This is a genomic window from Pseudomonas fluorescens (assembly GCF_000730425.1).
Taxonomy (GTDB): Bacteria; Pseudomonadota; Gammaproteobacteria; order Pseudomonadales; family Pseudomonadaceae; genus Aquipseudomonas; species Aquipseudomonas fluorescens_X.
Genome location: NZ_CP008896.1, coordinates 1,961,840 through 1,979,132 on the forward strand (window position 1 = coordinate 1,961,840; position 17,293 = coordinate 1,979,132).

General features: G+C 59.0%; 16 protein-coding genes and 1 pseudogene. 11 read left to right on the forward strand and 6 right to left on the reverse strand.

Going from position 1 to position 17,293, the window contains the following annotated elements:
- Nucleotides 1-119: 119 nt before the first annotated feature.
- From prpC to HZ99_RS08420, 3 genes are all read right to left on the reverse strand, one after another.
- Complete coding sequence (prpC, locus tag HZ99_RS08410; RefSeq protein WP_038442337.1) at nucleotides 120-1,247, reverse strand: bifunctional 2-methylcitrate synthase/citrate synthase; 1,128 nt, start codon at nucleotides 1,245-1,247, stop codon at nucleotides 120-122.
- Between the two features lie 95 nt (nucleotides 1,248-1,342).
- Nucleotides 1,343-2,236, reverse strand: a complete 894-nt coding sequence (prpB, locus tag HZ99_RS08415; RefSeq protein ID WP_029298299.1) for a methylisocitrate lyase — start codon at nucleotides 2,234-2,236, stop codon at nucleotides 1,343-1,345.
- Complete coding sequence (locus HZ99_RS08420; protein WP_038442339.1) at nucleotides 2,233-2,943, reverse strand: GntR family transcriptional regulator; 711 nt, start codon at nucleotides 2,941-2,943, stop codon at nucleotides 2,233-2,235. Before HZ99_RS08420 ends, prpB begins: the two co-directional genes overlap by 4 nt.
- Nucleotides 2,944-3,215: 272 nt before the next feature.
- Between HZ99_RS08420 and HZ99_RS08425 the strand changes: the two genes are divergently transcribed.
- The 4 genes from HZ99_RS08425 (at nucleotide 3,216) to pabB (ending at nucleotide 7,766) form a co-directional block, all read left to right on the forward strand.
- A complete protein-coding gene (locus tag HZ99_RS08425; RefSeq protein WP_038442340.1) occupies nucleotides 3,216-3,752 on the forward strand; it encodes an ATP-dependent zinc protease in 537 nt (178 codons plus the stop codon).
- A gap of 5 nt (nucleotides 3,753-3,757) precedes the next feature.
- The gene (locus HZ99_RS08430) at nucleotides 3,758-5,290 is read left to right on the forward strand and encodes an inactive transglutaminase family protein (protein WP_038442341.1); all 1,533 of its coding nucleotides are present in this window, start codon (nucleotides 3,758-3,760) and stop codon (nucleotides 5,288-5,290) included.
- Entirely contained in the window at nucleotides 5,290-6,276 is a 987-nt protein-coding gene (locus HZ99_RS08435) for an alpha-L-glutamate ligase-like protein (RefSeq protein WP_038442342.1), read from the forward strand. The genes HZ99_RS08430 and HZ99_RS08435 overlap by 1 nt, the downstream gene beginning before the upstream one ends.
- Nucleotides 6,277-6,422: 146 nt before the next feature.
- Nucleotides 6,423-7,766: an aminodeoxychorismate synthase component I gene (gene pabB / locus HZ99_RS08440; protein WP_038442344.1), complete on the forward strand. Its 1,344-nt coding sequence runs from the start codon at nucleotides 6,423-6,425 to the stop codon at nucleotides 7,764-7,766.
- A gap of 61 nt (nucleotides 7,767-7,827) precedes the next feature.
- Here pabB and thrH read toward each other — a convergent pair whose 3' ends face one another.
- A complete protein-coding gene (gene thrH, locus HZ99_RS08445; protein WP_038442346.1) occupies nucleotides 7,828-8,445 on the reverse strand; it encodes a bifunctional phosphoserine phosphatase/homoserine phosphotransferase ThrH in 618 nt (205 codons plus the stop codon).
- A 153-nt stretch (nucleotides 8,446-8,598) separates the two neighbouring features.
- On the opposite strand from thrH, the gene HZ99_RS08450 reads away from it, so the two are divergent.
- The 3 genes from HZ99_RS08450 (at nucleotide 8,599) to HZ99_RS08460 (ending at nucleotide 12,047) form a co-directional block, all read left to right on the forward strand.
- On the forward strand, nucleotides 8,599-9,333 hold the full coding sequence (locus tag HZ99_RS08450; RefSeq protein ID WP_038442348.1) for a phosphoadenylyl-sulfate reductase: 735 nt from the start codon (nucleotides 8,599-8,601) through the stop codon (nucleotides 9,331-9,333).
- A 441-nt stretch (nucleotides 9,334-9,774) separates the two neighbouring features.
- Nucleotides 9,775-11,304, forward strand: a complete 1,530-nt coding sequence (locus HZ99_RS08455) for an NCS1 family nucleobase:cation symporter-1 (protein WP_038442349.1) — start codon at nucleotides 9,775-9,777, stop codon at nucleotides 11,302-11,304.
- A 14-nt stretch (nucleotides 11,305-11,318) separates the two neighbouring features.
- Entirely contained in the window at nucleotides 11,319-12,047 is a 729-nt protein-coding gene (locus HZ99_RS08460) for an aspartate/glutamate racemase family protein (RefSeq protein ID WP_038442351.1), read from the forward strand.
- A gap of 20 nt (nucleotides 12,048-12,067) precedes the next feature.
- On the opposite strand, the gene HZ99_RS08465 is transcribed toward HZ99_RS08460, so the two are convergent.
- Nucleotides 12,068-12,991: a LysR family transcriptional regulator gene (locus HZ99_RS08465; protein WP_038442353.1), complete on the reverse strand. Its 924-nt coding sequence runs from the start codon at nucleotides 12,989-12,991 to the stop codon at nucleotides 12,068-12,070.
- Between the two features lie 127 nt (nucleotides 12,992-13,118).
- Between HZ99_RS08465 and HZ99_RS08470 the strand changes: the two genes are divergently transcribed.
- Nucleotides 13,119-13,865, forward strand: a complete 747-nt coding sequence (locus HZ99_RS08470) for a 3-oxoacyl-ACP reductase family protein (protein WP_038448007.1) — start codon at nucleotides 13,119-13,121, stop codon at nucleotides 13,863-13,865.
- A gap of 69 nt (nucleotides 13,866-13,934) precedes the next feature.
- On the opposite strand, the gene HZ99_RS08475 is transcribed toward HZ99_RS08470, so the two are convergent.
- Nucleotides 13,935-14,624 carry an HAD-IA family hydrolase gene (locus HZ99_RS08475; RefSeq protein ID WP_038442354.1) on the reverse strand — a complete coding sequence of 230 codons (690 nt, stop codon included), beginning with the start codon at nucleotides 14,622-14,624 and terminating at the stop codon, nucleotides 13,935-13,937.
- A 115-nt stretch (nucleotides 14,625-14,739) separates the two neighbouring features.
- On the opposite strand from HZ99_RS08475, the gene HZ99_RS08480 reads away from it, so the two are divergent.
- The 3 genes and pseudogenes from HZ99_RS08480 (at nucleotide 14,740) to HZ99_RS27695 (ending at nucleotide 17,271) form a co-directional block, all read left to right on the forward strand.
- Nucleotides 14,740-15,096, forward strand: a complete 357-nt coding sequence (locus tag HZ99_RS08480) for a DUF2784 domain-containing protein (RefSeq protein ID WP_038442355.1) — start codon at nucleotides 14,740-14,742, stop codon at nucleotides 15,094-15,096.
- A gap of 95 nt (nucleotides 15,097-15,191) precedes the next feature.
- Nucleotides 15,192-15,407, forward strand: a pseudogene (locus HZ99_RS08485) ((Fe-S)-binding protein); the annotation flags it as partial.
- Nucleotides 15,408-16,377: 970 nt separating this feature from the next.
- Nucleotides 16,378-17,271 carry a DUF4238 domain-containing protein gene (locus HZ99_RS27695; RefSeq protein WP_080727690.1) on the forward strand — a complete coding sequence of 298 codons (894 nt, stop codon included), beginning with the start codon at nucleotides 16,378-16,380 and terminating at the stop codon, nucleotides 17,269-17,271.
- Nucleotides 17,272-17,293: the final 22 nt, after the last annotated feature.

Here is a 17,293-nt window from a genome sequence, read left to right on the forward strand (position 1 = left end):
TTGCTCGCGAATGCGGTGTGTCATTCAACACATTCAGTGACAGTGATCCCGCGTTCGCGAGCAAGCCCGCTCCCACACTTTTGATTCGGTTACCCATTCGGGATTGTCGGTCTCCTCACTCAGCGACGTTCGATTGGCACGAACTTGCGCTGTTCGACGCCGATGTACTCGGCACTTGGACGGATGATGCGGTTGTTGGCACGCTGCTCAAACACATGCGCAGCCCAGCCGGTCAGGCGCGAACACACGAAGATCGGGGTGAACAGCTTGGTCGGGATCCCCATGAAGTGATACGCCGAGGCATGGTAGAAGTCGGCATTGGGGAACAGTTTTTTCTGTTCCCACATGGTCTTGTCGATGGCCTCGGAGACCGGGAACAACACCTTGTCGCCCACTTCATCGGCGAGTTTTTTCGACCAGCCCTTGATCACTTCATTGCGCGGGTCGTTGTCTTTGTAGATCGCATGGCCAAAGCCCATGATCTTGTCCTTGCGCTCCAGCATGCCGAGGGTGCCCTTCACGGCTTCTTCGGCCGAAGAGAAACGCTCGATCATTTCCATCGCCGCCTCATTGGCGCCGCCATGCAACGGGCCGCGCAGCGAGCCAATGGCCGCAGTGACGCAGGAATACAGGTCGGACAGGGTCGAGGCACACACCCGAGCGGTGAAGGTCGAGGCGTTGAATTCGTGCTCGGCATAAAGGATCAACGACACGTTCATGACTTTTTCATGCAGCTCGCTCGGCTTCTGGCCGTGCAGCAGGTGCAGGAAATGCCCGCCGATGCTCGGCTCGTCGGTCACGCAGTCGATACGCTTGCCGTCGTGGCTGAAGCGGTACCAGTAGCACATGATCGCCGGGAAGGCGGCCAGCAGACGGTCGGTGACATCGCGCTGCACGCTGAAGTCTTTTTCCGGCTCGATATTGCCGAGGAACGAGCAACCGGTGCGCATCACGTCCATCGGGTGGGCGTCGGCGGGGATGCGCTCCAGCACTTCTTTCAGCGCTTGCGGCAGATCGCGCAGCGTAGCCAGCCTGGCGGTATAGGCGGCCAGTTCAGCCTTGCTTGGCAGCTCGCCGTACAGCAACAGGTAGGCGACTTCTTCAAATTGCGCGTCGGCGGCCAGTTCGCGCACGTCGTAGCCGCGATAGGTCAGGCCGGCACCGGCCTGGCCCACGGTGGACAGTGCGGTCTGCCCGGCCACTTGGCCACGCAGGCCGGCGCCACTCAGTACTTTTGCTTCAGCCATGGTTCTTCTCCAATCTTGTATTTATAAGGAGGCCTTCGGTAATCGCGGCCCCGCAGGAGCCGGCTTGCCGGCTCCTGCGGTTGTTCGTAAGGCGTTTATTTCTTGGCAGCAAACAATGCGTCGAGCTTCTGCTCGAAGGTGTGATAGTCAATGCGATCGTAAAGCTCCATGCGGGTCTGCATGGTGTCGATCACATTCTGTTGGGTACCGTCGCGACGGATCGCGGTGTAGACGTTCTCGGCGGCCTTGTTCATGGCACGGAAAGCCGACAGCGGGTACAGGACGATGGAAACATCGGCAGATTTCAACTGTTCGGTGGTGTACAGCGGCGTCGCACCGAATTCAGTGATATTGGCCAGGATCGGGGCTTTCACACGCGAAGCGAACAGTTTGTACATCTCAAGCTCGGTAATGGCTTCCGGGAACACCATGTCGGCGCCGGCCTCTATGCACGCGGCGGCGCGCTCCAGGGCAGACTCCAGGCCTTCAACGGCCAGGGCGTCGGTGCGGGCCATGATCACAAAGCTGTCGTCGGTTCGGGCATCCACGGCGGCTTTGATGCGGTCGACCATTTCCTGCTGGGACACGATCTCTTTGTTCGGGCGATGGCCGCAGCGCTTGGCGCCCACCTGGTCCTCGATATGGATCGCGGCGGCGCCGAACTTGATCATCGACTTGACAGTGCGCGCCACGTTGAACGCCGAGGAACCAAACCCGGTGTCCACATCCACCAGCAGCGGCAGGTCGCATACGTCAGTGATGCGGCGCACATCGGTCAGCACGTCATCCAGGCCGGTGATGCCCAGGTCCGGCACACCCAGGGAGCCTGCGGCAACACCGCCACCGGACAGGTAGATGGCCTTGAAGCCGGCGCGTTTGGCCAGCAGAGCGTGGTTGGCGTTGATTGCGCCGACCACTTGCAGGGGGTGTTCGCTGGCGACTGCGTCACGGAAACGCTGGCCGGGGGTGCTGTTTTTATAGGAACTCATGACTCACCTCTCGAGGGGGCGCCGTCGGGGAAGTGACGGGCGATATTGCGTTTGGAGGCGCCGATATGGCGGCGCATCAACAGCTCGGCCAGCTCACCGTCGCGATCGGCAATCGCGTCAAGAATGCGGTGATGCTCGGCAAATGCCTGGCGTGGACGGTTGGGGGTGGCGGAGAACTGGATACGGTACATGCGCACCAACTGATACAGCTCGCCGCACAACATTTGGGTCAAGGTGCGATTGCGCGCGCCCTGAATGATCCGGTAGTGAAAGTCGAAGTCACCTTCCTGCTGGTAGTAGCCAACACCGGCCTGGAATGCGGCATCGCGCTCGTGGGTGTGCAGGACCTGGCGCAGTTCCTCGATTTCCTCGTCGGTCATGCGTTCGGCGGCCAGGCGGCAGGCCATGCCTTCGAGGGACTCGCGGATTTCGTAGAGTTCCACCAGTTCAGCCTGGCTCAGGGATACCACCCGCGCGCCGACATGGGGCACGCGTACCAGCAGGCGCTGGCCTTCCAGGCGGTGGATCGCCTCGCGCAGCGGGCCACGGCTGATACCGTAGGTGCGCGCCAGTTCCGGCTCCGAGATCTTGCTGCCGGGGGCTATCTCGCCCTTGACGATGGCGGCCTGGATACGGCGGAAGACATTCTCGGACATCGTCTGGGAGTCGTCCTGCCCTACTACCGGCATTTCCAGCTGATCCAGCATGATTGTCGACACCTTTAAAAGCAATGCCGCAAAAACTAGCCAATCAGCCCCTGATAGTCAAAGAATAAATACACATTGTCGACAATCGTCTAATAAGCCTTCTTGCACGCTGTCAGGCATGGCCGGCTGCCAGCGCTGGCGCCAGAAAACCTTCATGTTAGAATGCCCGCCGCATTTGCCTGACATCTATCGATGAAAAGGCGCACGAGGGAGCTTGCGCAGCAATGCCAGTCGCCTTGAATCAAACATCGCACTGCACCGCCTCAGGATCTATGAGACTCAAGCCCTTCCCCTTATTGTTCTGCCTATTGATGTTTCCGGGCCTTGGCATTGCTGCCGAGAAGACCGTTTATGGCCTCAATGAATACGCCAAGCTGGCGGGCATTGACCTGGAAGTTGCCGCCAAGCTCGACACCGGCGCCAAGACTGCATCCTTGAGTGCCCGGGATATCAAGCGCTTCAAGCGCAATGGTGAGTCCTGGGTGCGCTTCTACCTGGCCATCGATACCGCCCACTCGCACCCCATCGAGCGCCCCCTGGCCCGCGTCAGCAAGATCAAGCGCCGCGCCGGTGACTACGACCCCGATGAGGACAAGAACTACACCGCCCGTCCGGTGATTGCCCTGGACATCTGCATGGGCACCGCTTTACGCAGCATCGAAGTGAACTTGACTGACCGCAGCGCCTTCCAATACCCGCTGCTGATCGGCTCCGAAGCCTTGAAACGCTTTGATGCGCTGGTCGACCCCAGTCTTAAATATGCAGCGGGCAAACCTGCCTGCGCCACCGACGCTCATACCGCCGAGTAATTCCAATGCGCTCTCTTACTATGCACCTGAAGATTCTGATCGCCGTCCTGGTGGTACTGGGCATTTCGGTCACGGCCTATCAGATCCTGGTCCTCGGCATCCCGGTGACCGAAGACGCCACTGACGACCTGTGGAACATCGACGCCAAGGTCGAGTTCGTCGCCAATGCGAAGGACCCGGTAAAGGTCCAGATGTTCGTGCCGCCCCTGAGTCGCGACTTCGTCAGCCTCAATGAGAGCTTCATCTCCAATAACTACGGGGTGAGCGTCAACCGCATCGACGGCAACCGCAAGGTGACCTGGTCGGCCCGACGCGCCAAGGGCAACCAGACCCTCTACTACCGCCTGGTGCTGACCAAACGCTACAGCGGTGAAAAGGTCAAGGTCAAGGGCCCGACCTTCCGCGACAGCATCGCCGTGGAAGGCCCGGAAAAAATCGCCGCCGAGGCCCTGCTGGCGCCGATCCGCCAGCACTCGGCCGACGTCGAGACCTTTATCAGCGAAGCCATCAAGCGCACCAACAACCTCAACGACGACAACGTCAAACTGCTGCTGGCAGGCGATCCGTCGACGCCGCACAAGGCCAAGATCGTCGAGTTGCTGCTGTCCATCGCCCATGTGCCGGTGGAAAAGGTCCACACCATCCGCCTGGTGGCCGACCAGCCACAAACCCCGGAACTGTGGCTGCGCAGCTTCAATGGCAACGACTGGCTGTACTTCAACCCGGAAACCGGTGAGCAGGGCCTGCCCTCCGACCGCCTGCTGTGGTGGACCGGCGATGAAAACCTGATCACCGTCGATGGCGGCAAGAAAGCTGCCGTGACCTTCAGCCTGAACAACAGCGAAATGAACGCCATTCGCCTGGCCAAGCTGACGGACGAGAACACCGACGCCAACTTCCTCGAATACTCGCTCTATGGCCTGCCGCTGCAAACCCAGCAGACCTTCATGATCATGGTGATGATCCCGATTGGCGTGCTGGTGATCCTGATCCTGCGCAACCTGATCGGCCTGCAGACATTGGGTACGTTCACCCCGGTGCTGATCGCCCTGGCGTTCCGCGAGACACAGCTGGGCTTTGGCATCGTGTTGTTTACCGTGATTACCGCGCTCGGGCTGTCCCTGCGCTCGTACCTGGAGCACTTGAAGCTGCAGATGCTGCCGCGGTTGTCGGTGGTGCTGACCTTCGTCGTGGTGCTGATTGCGGCCATCAGCCTGTTCAGCCATAAGCTGGGCCTGGAGCGCGGCCTGTCGGTGGCGTTGTTCCCGATGGTGATCCTGACCATGACCATCGAACGCCTGTCCATTACCTGGGAAGAGCGCGGCGGCGGCCATGCGATGAAAGTCGCAATTGGCACCCTGTTCGCCGCGTCCCTGGCCCACCTCATCATGAGCGTGCCAGAGCTGATCTACTTCGTGTTCACCTTCCCGGCGATCCTGTTGATCCTGGTGGGTTTCATGCTGGCCATGGGGCGCTATCGCGGCTACCGCCTGACCGAGCTGGTGCGTTTCAAGGCTTTCCTCAAGGCTGACTCGTAATGTTCGGGTTCTGGAAGACCTGGAAGGCCCTGGAAGCGCGGGGCATCATGGGCATCAACCGGCGCAATGCCGACTACGTGCTCAAGTACAACAAGCGCAGCCTGTACCCGATCGTCGATGACAAGATCATCACCAAGGAGCGGGCGATCCAGGCCGGTATCCATGTGCCAGAGATGTACGGGATCATTTCCACCGAGAAAGAAATCGACAAGCTCGACGAAATCATCGGTGGCCGTAGCGACTTCGTGATCAAGCCGGCCCAGGGCGCCGGCGGCGACGGCATCCTGGTGATCGCCGACCGCTTTGAAGGGCGCTATCGCACGGTGTCCGGCAAGATCATCAGCCATGAGGAGATCGAGCATCAGATTTCCAGCATCCTCACCGGCCTGTACTCCCTGGGCGGCCACCGTGACCGTGCGCTGATCGAATACCGGGTGGTGCCCGACCAGATCTTCAAGAGCATCAGCTACGAAGGCGTGCCGGATATCCGCATCATCGTGTTGATGGGCTACCCGGTAATGGCCATGCTGCGCTTGCCGACCCGTCAATCCGGCGGCAAGGCCAACCTGCACCAGGGCGCGATTGGCGTGGGTGTGGACCTGGCCACCGGCCTGACCCTGCGGGGCACCTGGCTGAACAACATCATCACCAAACACCCCGACACCACCAACGCGGTGGACGGCGTGCAACTGCCCAACTGGGACGGTTTCATGAAACTTGCCGCCGGCTGCTACGAGCTGTGCGGGCTGGGTTACATCGGGGTCGACATGGTGCTGGACCAGGAAAAAGGCCCGCTGATCCTGGAACTCAATGCCCGGCCAGGGCTGAACATCCAGATCGCCAACGACTGCGGCCTGACCTTGCGCACCCATGCCGTAGAGGCGCGCCTCGAAGAGCTGAAAGCGGCCGGGGTAGCGGAAACGGCGGAAGAACGCGTGAAATTCGCCCAGGAAATGTTCGGACACATTCCCCCCGTGCAAGGCTGATCGCTTGGTAGGAGCCGGCTTGCCGGCGATAGCGCCCTAACAGACAACACCGCCCCCCACCCAACAATCCCCGACATCCCCTCTAGGAGCAAATCCTACAGGGGACTACAATCCCCTCCCCACGCCCATGGCTGATACACCCCCGCATGTCGACCTGCTCCGTACACCCGCTGCCCTACCATGCCAACCCCGCCGAGTATTTTGCGGCGATCCGCCATGCCCCCGGCGCCGTGCTGCTGGACAGTGGCCGACCGGCCGCCGAGCGTGGTCGCTATGACCTGCTCAGCGCTTGGCCGGAAGCAACCCTGGCGGTGTGGCCGGACGAAAGCGGTAGCGATTTCCTGCAACGACTTAGGGAAAACCTGACGCTGCTGGGTGATGCCAGCCTGCCCGCGCCTTATGAGCTGCCATTTGTCGGCGGCTTGATCGGCTACCTGAGCTACGACTTTGGTCGCCACCTGGAACAACTCCCGCGTCAGGCAATCGACGACATCGGCCTTCCCGATGCACGTTTTGGTCTTTATTCCTGGGCCTTGATCAGCGACCACCAGGCACACACCAGCCAATTGGTGTTCCACCCAAAACTGCTGGAAAGCGAACGGCAACGGCTGCTGGCCCTGTTCAGCCAACCTGTCGCCCATCCCCCGGCCAGCTTCAAGCTGCACACCCGGATGACGGCGGACTTGAGCGCCGAAACCTATAAGCAGGCCCTGGCCCGTATCCAGGACTATATCCAGGCGGGTGACTGCTATCAGGTCAACTTCGCCCAACGCTTTCGTGCGGCGTGCAACGGTGATCCCTGGGTCGCCTATTGCGCCCTGCGCGCAGCGTGCCCGACGCCGTTCTCGGGCTTTCAGAGCCTGCCGGATGACGGCGCAGTCGTGAGCCTGTCACCGGAACGTTTCGTGCGGATCAGCCAGCGCCAGGTGGAAACCCGCCCGATCAAGGGCACCCGCCCGCGAGGGCTGACCCCGCAAGAAGATGCAGCCAACGCCGCCGAACTCCTGGCCAGCCCCAAGGATCGCGCAGAGAACCTGATGATCGTCGATCTGCTGCGCAATGACCTGGGCCGCACCTGCCGCATCGGCTCGGTCAAGGTGCCGGAACTGTTCAGCCTGGAAAGCTACCCGAATGTGCATCACCTGGTCAGCAGCGTGACCGGTGAACTGGCCGCCGACAAGGACGCCCTGGACCTGATCGCCGGCAGCTTCCCCGGCGGCTCGATCACCGGCGCACCGAAAATCCGCGCCATGCAGATCATCGACGAACTGGAACCGACCCGGCGCGGGCTGTACTGCGGCTCGTTGCTGTACCTGGATGTGCGCGGCGAAATGGACAGCTCCATCGCCATTCGCAGCCTGCTGGTCAAGGATGGCCAGGTCTGTTGCTGGGGCGGTGGTGGGATCGTTGCCGATTCCCAGTGGCAAGAGGAGTATCAGGAATCGATGACCAAGGTGCGGGTGCTGCTGGAAACACTTGAGGATTTGTAGCGCCTTTGCCGGCCCCATCGCGAGCAAGCCCGCGATGAGGCAACCCGCCTCGCTAGATCACTTACAGGCTCAACGAACGATTCGACGCCTTGATGAACGCTTTCTTCAAGTCCTCAAAGGTATGCACCGCGGGGAATTGCGGGAACTCGCGAATCACGTTTTGCGGCGCATGGAACAGAATCCCGCAATCCGCTTCCCCCAGCATGGTGGTGTCGTTGTAGGAATCACCTGCTGCGATTACCCGGTAGTACAGAGTCTTGAAGGCCAGCACCGATTGGCGCTTGGGGTCTTTCTGACGCAGTTGATAGCTCACCACCCGGTCATTTTCATCGGTGATCAAGCGATGGCAAAGCAGGGTCGGGAAGCCCAGCTGACGCATCAACGGCTGGGAAAACTCATAGAAAGTGTCCGACAGGATCACCACCTGGAAGCGCTCACGCAACCAATCGACGAACTCGACGGCGCCCTCCAGCGGCGTGAGGGTGGCGATCACTTCCTGGATATCCGACAACTTCAAGCCGTGTTCGTCGAGAATCCGCAGGCGCTGCTTCATCAGCACGTCATAGTCGGGAATGTCCCGGGTGGTGGCCCGCAAGGATTCAATACCGGTTTTTTCAGCGAAGGCGATCCAGATTTCCGGAACCAGTACCCCTTCCAGGTCGAGACAGGCAATTTCCACAAGACACTCCCATTTGGATTTTTTTCAGTTGAGCGAGCAAAAGGACTGCCGAACTCTAGCGATTCACGCAGGCCACCGCAACGCAGTGCAGATTTTGTTAACATCCCCCTCGTATAGAGCGCCCAGCGCCATTGACCTGTAGGAACCGTCCTGATGAACCAAGCCTTCGATGTCGCTGAACTCGCCGCGACCTATGCCAACAAGTCCGCCCAGGACATCCTCAAGCTGGCATTCAGCCAGTTCGGCGATGACCTGTGGATTTCCTTCAGTGGTGCCGAGGACGTGGTACTGGTGGATATGGCCTGGAAGCTCAACAAGAACGTCAAAGTCTTCAGCCTCGACACCGGCCGCCTGCATCCGCAGACCTACCGGTTTATCGAGCAGGTGCGCGATTTCTACAAGATTGATATCGAGTTGATCTCCCCGGACCAGAGCAAGCTGGAGCCCTTCGTCAAGGAAAAGGGCCTGTTCAGCTTCTACAAGGACGGCCATGGCGAATGCTGCGGCGTGCGCAAGATCGAACCACTGCGCCGCAAGCTCTCCGGCGTCAGCGCCTGGGCCACCGGCCAGCGTCGCGACCAGAGCCCCGGCACCCGTAGCCAGGTGGCGGCCCTGGAAGTCGACAGCGCGTTCTCTACGCCCGAGCGCACGCTCTACAAGTTCAACCCGCTGGCACAAATGACCAGTGAAGAGATCTGGGGTTACATCCGCATGCTGGAGTTGCCGTACAACAGCCTGCACGAACGCGGTTTTATCAGCATCGGTTGTGAGCCTTGCACCCGCCCGGTGCTGCCAAACCAGCATGAACGCGAAGGCCGGTGGTGGTGGGAAGAGGCAACCCAGAAGGAATGCGGGTTACATGCGGGCAATATCATCAGCAAGGCCTGATCTGGCAACACATGAAAAATGTGGTGTGGGCTTGTGTGGGAGCGAGCAAGCCCGCTCCCATATTTGCTTACGGCGCATCATCATTGTGTACACATAAACGTAACCAACAGTGCCATTTTTGTGTGCACTTTAATAGTTACGCACCGAAAAGTTACACCCCTTTACAGCCAACTTCCTACATCTCCTATTCGCACATCCCTGCATAAAAATAAATACCTGTTCAAACGGTCAACTTATAGCTGTTTAAATTCAGCTATTTATTAATCAGACATGCAAAAACGAAATAAACAAAACTTTTGATAGATAAAAACCTGGCACACAAGTGGCTAAGGGAGTTGAAGTCTTTGTATACAACTTCAACAACAACCCTCATACACTTTGTGTCCGCATGCCAGGCGCGCCGAACCACGCGCCCGCTGCAGACGCCAGGAGCCTGCCGGAATGCGTACAAGTCTCTCCAACAACCTCGCACTGGATCTGCCCTCCTCTACGTCCCCCCCCACGACCGCCAACCCCGGCCCGCTGGTGCTCAGCCCGCGCCTGCACAACAAGGATCTGGCACCCACCAAGGTCGAAGGCCGGCGCTGGGGCGGCTATAGCATCTTTGCCCTGTGGACCAACGATGTGCACAACATCGCCAACTACTCCTTTGCCATCGGCTTGTACGCCCTGGGCCTGGGTGGCTGGCAGATTCTGTTGTCCCTGGGGATCGGCGCGGCGCTCGTGTATTTCTTTATGAACTTGTCGGGCTATATGGGCCAGAAAACCGGTGTGCCGTTTCCGGTGATCAGCCGGATAAGTTTCGGCATATATGGCGCACAAATTCCCGCGCTTATCAGGGCCGTGATTGCAATCGCCTGGTTCGGGATTCAAACCTACCTGGCATCAGTCGTGTTCCGCGTGCTGTTGGTGGCGATTCATCCAGGACTCTCCGACTACGACCACAACTCGATCCTCGGCCTCTCAACCTTGGGCTGGGCCTGCTTTGTGATGATCTGGTTTGTACAACTGGTGATTCTGGCGTACGGCATGGAAATGGTCCGACGCTACGAAGGCTTTGCCGGCCCGGTGATTCTGCTGACCGTTGCGGCACTGGCCGGCTGGATGTACTTCCAGGCCAGCGGCAACATCGCCTGGTCAATCCGCGAGCCCCTGAGCGGTGGCGAGATGTGGCGCAATATCTTTGCCGGCGGCGCCTTGTGGCTGGCGATCTACGGCACCCTGATCCTCAACTTCTGCGACTTCGCCCGTTCATCGCCCTGCCGCAAGACCATCCAGGTCGGTAACTTCTGGGGCCTGCCGGTGAACATCCTGCTGTTCGCAATCATCACCATACTGCTGTGCGGCGGGCAGTTCCAACTCAATGGCCAGGTGATCGAAAGCCCCACCCAGATCATCGCGGCCATTCCCAATACCTTCTTCCTGGTACTGGGATGCCTGGCCTTTCTGATCGTCACCGTGGCGGTGAACATCATGGCCAACTTCGTTGCCCCGGCCTTTGTATTGAGCAACCTGGCGCCCAAGTACCTGAACTTCCGCAGCGCCGGGCTGATCAGTGCGTTCCTCGCCGTGCTCATCCTGCCCTGGAACCTCTACAACAGCCCGCTGGTGATTGTGTACTTCCTCTCCGGCCTCGGTGCCCTGCTGGGCCCACTGTATGGCGTGATCATGGTGGACTACTGGCTGATCCGTAAGGGCCAGATCAACGTGCCGCAGCTGTACAGCGAAGACCCTGACGGCGCGTATTACTACAGCCGCGGGGTCAACCTGCGGGCGGTGGCTGCGTTTGTCCCGGCGGCGATGATTGCCATTGCCCTGGCGCTGTTGCCGGGCTTTGCCAGCGTCTCGCCGTTCTCCTGGCTGTTTGGGGCCGGCATTGCCGGGGTGCTGTACCGGCTGATCGCCAAGCGCCAACCGTTCTATGCCGATATCAGCGGCGAGAGCATCGCTGTCGACAACGCCAGCCATTGAACAGGGAGCCTTCCATGCGCATTCTCGTCGTCAACGTCAACACCACCGAATCCATCACCGAGGCCATCGCCCAGCAGGCCCGCAGCGTTGCGGCGCCAGGCACCGAAGTTGTCGGGCTGACCCCGTTTTTCGGCGCCGAATCGGTAGAAGGCAACTTCGAAAGCTACCTGGCAGCCATCGCCGTGATGGACCGGGTGCTGGCCTACGACCAGCCATTCGATGCCGTAATCCAGGCCGGTTATGGCGAACATGGCCGCGAAGGCCTGCAGGAACTGTTGAACGTGCCGGTGGTGGATATCACCGATGCCGCCGCCAGCACCGCGATGTTCCTCGGCCATGCTTACTCTGTGGTCACCACCCTGGACCGCACGGTGCCGCTGATCGAAGACCGGCTCAAGCTTTCCGGGCTGTATGAGCGCTGCGCCTCGGTGCGGGCCAGTGGCATGGCGGTGCTGGAGTTGGAAGAGCACCCGCAGCAGGCCATGGAAGCGATTGTGCGCCAGGCCGAGTTGGCCATCAGCGAAGACAAGGCCGAGGTGATCTGCCTGGGTTGCGGTGGCATGGCCGGGCTCGATGAGCAGATCCGCCAGCGCACCGGCGTACCGGTGGTAGATGGCGTGACCGCTGCCGTGACCCTGGCCGAATCCCTGGTGAGGCTGGGGCTGTCGACCTCGAAGGTGAGGACCTATGCGACACCCCGCCCCAAGAAAGTCATCGGTTGGCCGGGGCGATTCGCACAGTAGGCCATCACCGACAAACCGGCTCAGACGGCACTGAACCGCTGCGCCAACTGCTGCTTTGCAAACTGCTCGATGATGAAGTCGACAAACACCCGGGTCTTGCCCGGCAGCAGCTTGTGTTCTGCGTAATACAGCGAGATGTTGCCGTCATCGACGTACCAGTCGGGCAGCACCCGCACCACCGCGCCACTGTCGAGGAACGGCACGGCCATGGGCATGCTGACCAGGGCAATGCCCAGGCCTTGGGTGCAGGCGCAACACGCAGCTTCGGAGTCGCCCATGGTCATGCGCGGCTTGAGCATCAACGGGCGCTGTTCGCGGGCGCGGTTGGTCAGTTGCCAGGTACGCACGCGGCCGGTTTGCGGCGAACGAATCAGGATGCCATTGCACAGCGCCAGGTCTTCAGGAACCTGCACGGGCAGGCGTTGCGCCAGGTAATCGGCCGAAGCCACCAGAATCCGGTGGGCCGGGGCCAACTTGCGCGCGACCACGCCTTGCGGCAGCTCGAACCCGCCACCGATGGCCGCGTCAAAACCCTGGCCGATCAGGTCGACCTGGCGATTATCAAAGTGCCAGTCAGGGCTGAGATCGGGAAAGCGCTGCAGAAACTCCGCCAACAGCGGTACCACATAACGGTTGCCGAATACCGTGCCCATACTCACTTTGAGCGTGCCCACAGGCCGGCCTTCGGCACTGGCCAGGTTGGCCACGGCATTCTGGATGGTCGTGAGACTGGCGCTGACCTGCTCAAGAAACAACTTGCCGGCTTCGGTCATTGTCAGGCGCCGGGTGCTGCGCTGAAATAGCCGCACACCCAGGCGCGCCTCCAGCTTGGCCACACTCTTGCCGACGGCGGCCGGCGTCAGGCTCAGGTGCCGGGCCGCCTCGGCAAAGCTGCCGCCTTCGGCGCTGCGCACAAAGCATTCGATACTGCCGAAGCTCTCCATATCACCCCACTCTAAACTTTTGGTTTACACAGACTATAGCAATCACGGTCTACCGAGGGGCACCCGTGGGGTCGATACTCGACGCCAACAACAAGGCACCCCTGCCTTGCATGACTGGGAGATCGACATGACCACGCAAAACCTCAGCGGCAAAGTTGCCTTGATCCAGGGCGGTTCCCGCGGCATCGGCGCTGCCATCGTCAAGCGCCTGGCGGCGCAAGGTGCAGCCGTTGCCTTCACCTACGTCAACTCTGCTGCCAAGGCCGAGGCCCTGCAGGACAGTGTCGTCAGCAATGGCGGCCAAGCCCTGGCGATTCATGCCGACAGCGCCGATGCCGAGGCTATTCGCAAGGCGGTCAACACGACTGTCGAGGTGTTCGGGCGCCTGGATATCCTGGTGAACAACGCCGCGGTACTGGCGGCAGGCCCATTGGAAGAGTTCAAACTGGAGGACTTTGACCAGACCCTGGCCATCAACGTACGCAGCGTGTTTATCGCCACCCAGGCAGCAGCCCGGCACATGGGTGAAGGTGGGCGGATCATCAATATCGGTAGCACCAACGCCGAGCGCATGCCCTTCGCCGGCGGCGGCCCGTACGCCATGAGCAAGTCAGCGCTGGTGGGCTTGACCAAGGGCCTGGCGCGCGACCTGGGGCCACGGGGGATTACCATCAACAATGTGCAACCGGGCCCGGTGGACACCGACATGAACCCGGCCAACAGTGAGTTTGCCGAAAGCCTGCTGGGGCTCATGGCAATCGGTCGATATGGACAAGTGGAAGAGATTGCCAGTTTTGTGGCTTACCTAGTTGGACCCGAGGCTGGCTACATCACGGGGGCAAGCCTGTCCATCGATGGTGGCTTCAGCGCATAACCTTGTAGGAGCCGGCTGGCCGGCGATGGCGCCCTCAAGGCCGCTATCGCCGGCCAGCCGCGCGTTGATTCAGCGCATCGGCGGCAGGCCGTAGGCGGCCAGGTCGAAGTCCGCGAGTTTGCGGATGATCTGGTCGGCATGCGCGTACTTGCTGTCGGCCATGGCTTCATCGGGCACCGCGATGGCGGTCATGTTCGCCGCCTTGGCGGCAGTCACGCCAAACGGTGAGTCTTCAAACACCAGGCAATCCTCCGGCGCAACGCCCAGGCGCCTGGCGGCGGTCAGGAAGATGTCTGGCGCAGGTTTGGCAGCGCCGACTTGCGGATCGTCGGCCGTGACGATTGTGCCGAACAGGCCAAACCATTCACGGTGCAGGGTGGTCTTGTGGCCAAACGAATGGCGCGACGAACTGGTGCCCACGGCGATCGGAATATTGTGCGCACTTAAATGCCGCACCAATGCCTCGGCACCTGGCATGCCCAGCGCCTTGGGAAAGCGCTCGCTCATCAACGGCTCACGGATACGCAGGAACTCTTCGGGCGTGATCGGCAAGTCCAGCGCCTTGACCACATACTCGGCCAGGTCCTGGGCGCCACGACCGATGATGTGCTGCTTGATGCCCCAGTCGTAAGTGCGGCCATAGCGCTCGGCGATGATCTGCGTGACTTCGGTGTAGATGCCTTCAGTGTCCAGCAGCAACCCGTCCATATCGAAAATCACGGCCTTGATCGGGCCGACAGCAGTACGCGATGCACTCATCACAAAAGATCCGTGGCAAAGGACTAAAAGGATTCAGCACAATAACGGCCCTGCCGGCCTGCAAGCAACTCATTATCCCTTAGACTGGCGGCCTGCCCGTTCAAGCGAACCCGATATGCTTTTGCGCATTGCTGCCGACAGCCTGGTGCTGTTTCACCTGTGTTTTATCCTGTTTGTGCTGTTCGGTGGCCTGCTCGCCCTGCGCTGGCGCCGGGTCATCTGGCTGCACTTGCCCGCCGCAGCCTGGGGCATGGCCGTCGAGTTCTTCCACCTGCCCTGCCCCCTGACCCGCTGGGAAAACCTGCTGCGCCACCTCGCAGGGCAAGAGGGTTATGGCGCAGGCTTTATCGAGCACTACATCATTGCCCTGATCTATCCGGCGGGGCTGACACCGCAGATCCAAATCGGCCTGGGCGCCCTGGTCCTGTTGATCAATATTGCGGTGTATGCGCGCCTTTTCAGGCGCGCGTAGCCGGGTTCGTTGCACACGCGGGTATCCCAATCACAATTCTTCGCTATATAGTAAAAAATACAGCGATTAGCCCAATAAAAACCGAGGACACCCCGTTGAACGCACCTTCGAAGGAAGCCGTGGGCGCCGCCTACAGCATCGATTCCATGCGCCACGCCCAAGCCATGACTTGGCGTGCCATTGAGCAATTGTCCCAGCAGATCCGCCCCGGCATGCTCGAATCCGAGGCCCGCGAGCTGGGCAAGCAGGTGCTGGCCCAATTGGACATGCAGCGCATCTGGCATCCGCTGCTGGTGCGATTTGGCGCCAACAACTACCCGTTCGCGGTTTTCGAAACCAAGGCCCCCGGTTTATAAGGGCTGCAGCCCGGTGGTGCGCACAGGATCTGTCCCATGGCAGTCCCATGGCTAAAATGCACCAGGTTGCAGAAAACGGTCACAACAGGCGCTTTGAACGATTTATGTTGAGCCATGGGAAAAAGGTAATTTTGGTAATTATCTGTCAAAAACCTTATAAACCTCAATAAAATCAGGTAGTTGGTAAAGTTTATAGAGGTAATAATAAGGTAAGTAAGTGGTTAGGAAATTACTTTCAGAGACAGTAATGCCAGTGAGCTGCCAAACCCAGTAAAATGCGGGGCTGAACAAAACATTACCTCTCTCGTTACCTTATATTACCCTCCGAGGTAATAGCTGAAAGCCACGTTCTATAAGGGCTCCAGCCAATTCTGACCTACCAATTACTAAAATTACCCTTTTCCCACCCCTCGCCTGGAAAATGGTCATGCGCCCATCGTTTCGGCGTTGTTTTTCCACACGCTCTGGATTGGTACTGACAGCCTGAACTTGATGGTGATGCTGTGCAATGCCGCAGAATGCTGGAAACCCCGACAGGCTGGGCCTCACAGTCGTTTTTGCGTAGGGTCCGACAGCGACTGGTTGAGCCCTGATATGAACGGTTCCGAAAACGAAAACACCGCCTGCAGTAAGTTTTCACAGCCATAGCCCCCGTAAACCGGGCACCTCGTCTGCGTGACCACTCCCCTACCGCCTCGTGGCGTATGTGCAAGGCCACTGCACTTTTTTGCAAAGCCTTGCACTCTGTGCAATTGCGAAACCTCCCCCAGAGCCCGCAGCGGGCTTGAGCTGGGGCACCGTTTGCACCCCACTACCCGTTTGCACAAAAAAGGGACACAAAGCCCGTCGGCGGGAGGGGGATAAGTGCTTTTTGAATGACTTTTTTTATGGATGAGCTACTATTTTCTGCAGGTGAACGCTCAAAATGGACTTGAGATATTTTATGGCGACTATTCGACAACACTTTGTACCTCAGGGGTACTTGAGGGGTTTTACAGAAAGCCCCGAGTCTGCATATGTATGGGTTTATGATAAAAGAGACGGACGACTACCCGCGAGAAAATCGGTCAGGTCAATTGCTTGGGCTCCCTCCTACTATGCACAAGAGCATGAAGACGGTAGCGAAGACATAGACTCGGTGGAAAAAAAACTCGCTCTAACAATTGACAGTGAAATACCTAAAATTATAAAAAGTCTTAATTCCAAACCGGGCGAACTAGTAAATATCAGCGAAGAGGACCAGGGCAAGCTGGCGTTTTTTATTGGTATTTCGCTGACCAGAGTCCCGAGCTTTCGGGATGGAATTAACGATATGTACTCTAGTGTCGCCAGCTTTGCCTTAAATCAAGTAGCGCTGGAAAATGAAGCTCTTGCTAAAGTTATAGATGAGACCGGACTAATAGCAGAAGCTAAACCATGGGTTTCACTTCGCCCAATGGTCGACATGGCAAACGAAATTGCGCTAAGCGCGCTAAGTAAGAACTGGCAGTTCTTTTTGCCTTCACATGACATACCTTTTTTGACTTCTGACAACCCAGTACTATTTTCAGGAGGCTCGGTAGGTCTTAAACATTTAGGACCTGCGCATCCAGGAGCAGAATTAGTCATCAATCTCACGAAAAGTCTGTCCCTTGTTTGCACACCAAAAAAAGGACTTCCATCCCTATCTACATTCCAATTATCGCCAAACGACACAAGAAAATTCAACAAAGGTATTGTCCGAGCGGCCCGACATCGGGTTTTCTCCAATCACAAATCAGAAAAAATTGAAAGACTGGTAAAAAACTCTGCAGGGCTGGAGCAAAGAATAATTGTATAACTCAAAACTTTAAGGATATCTT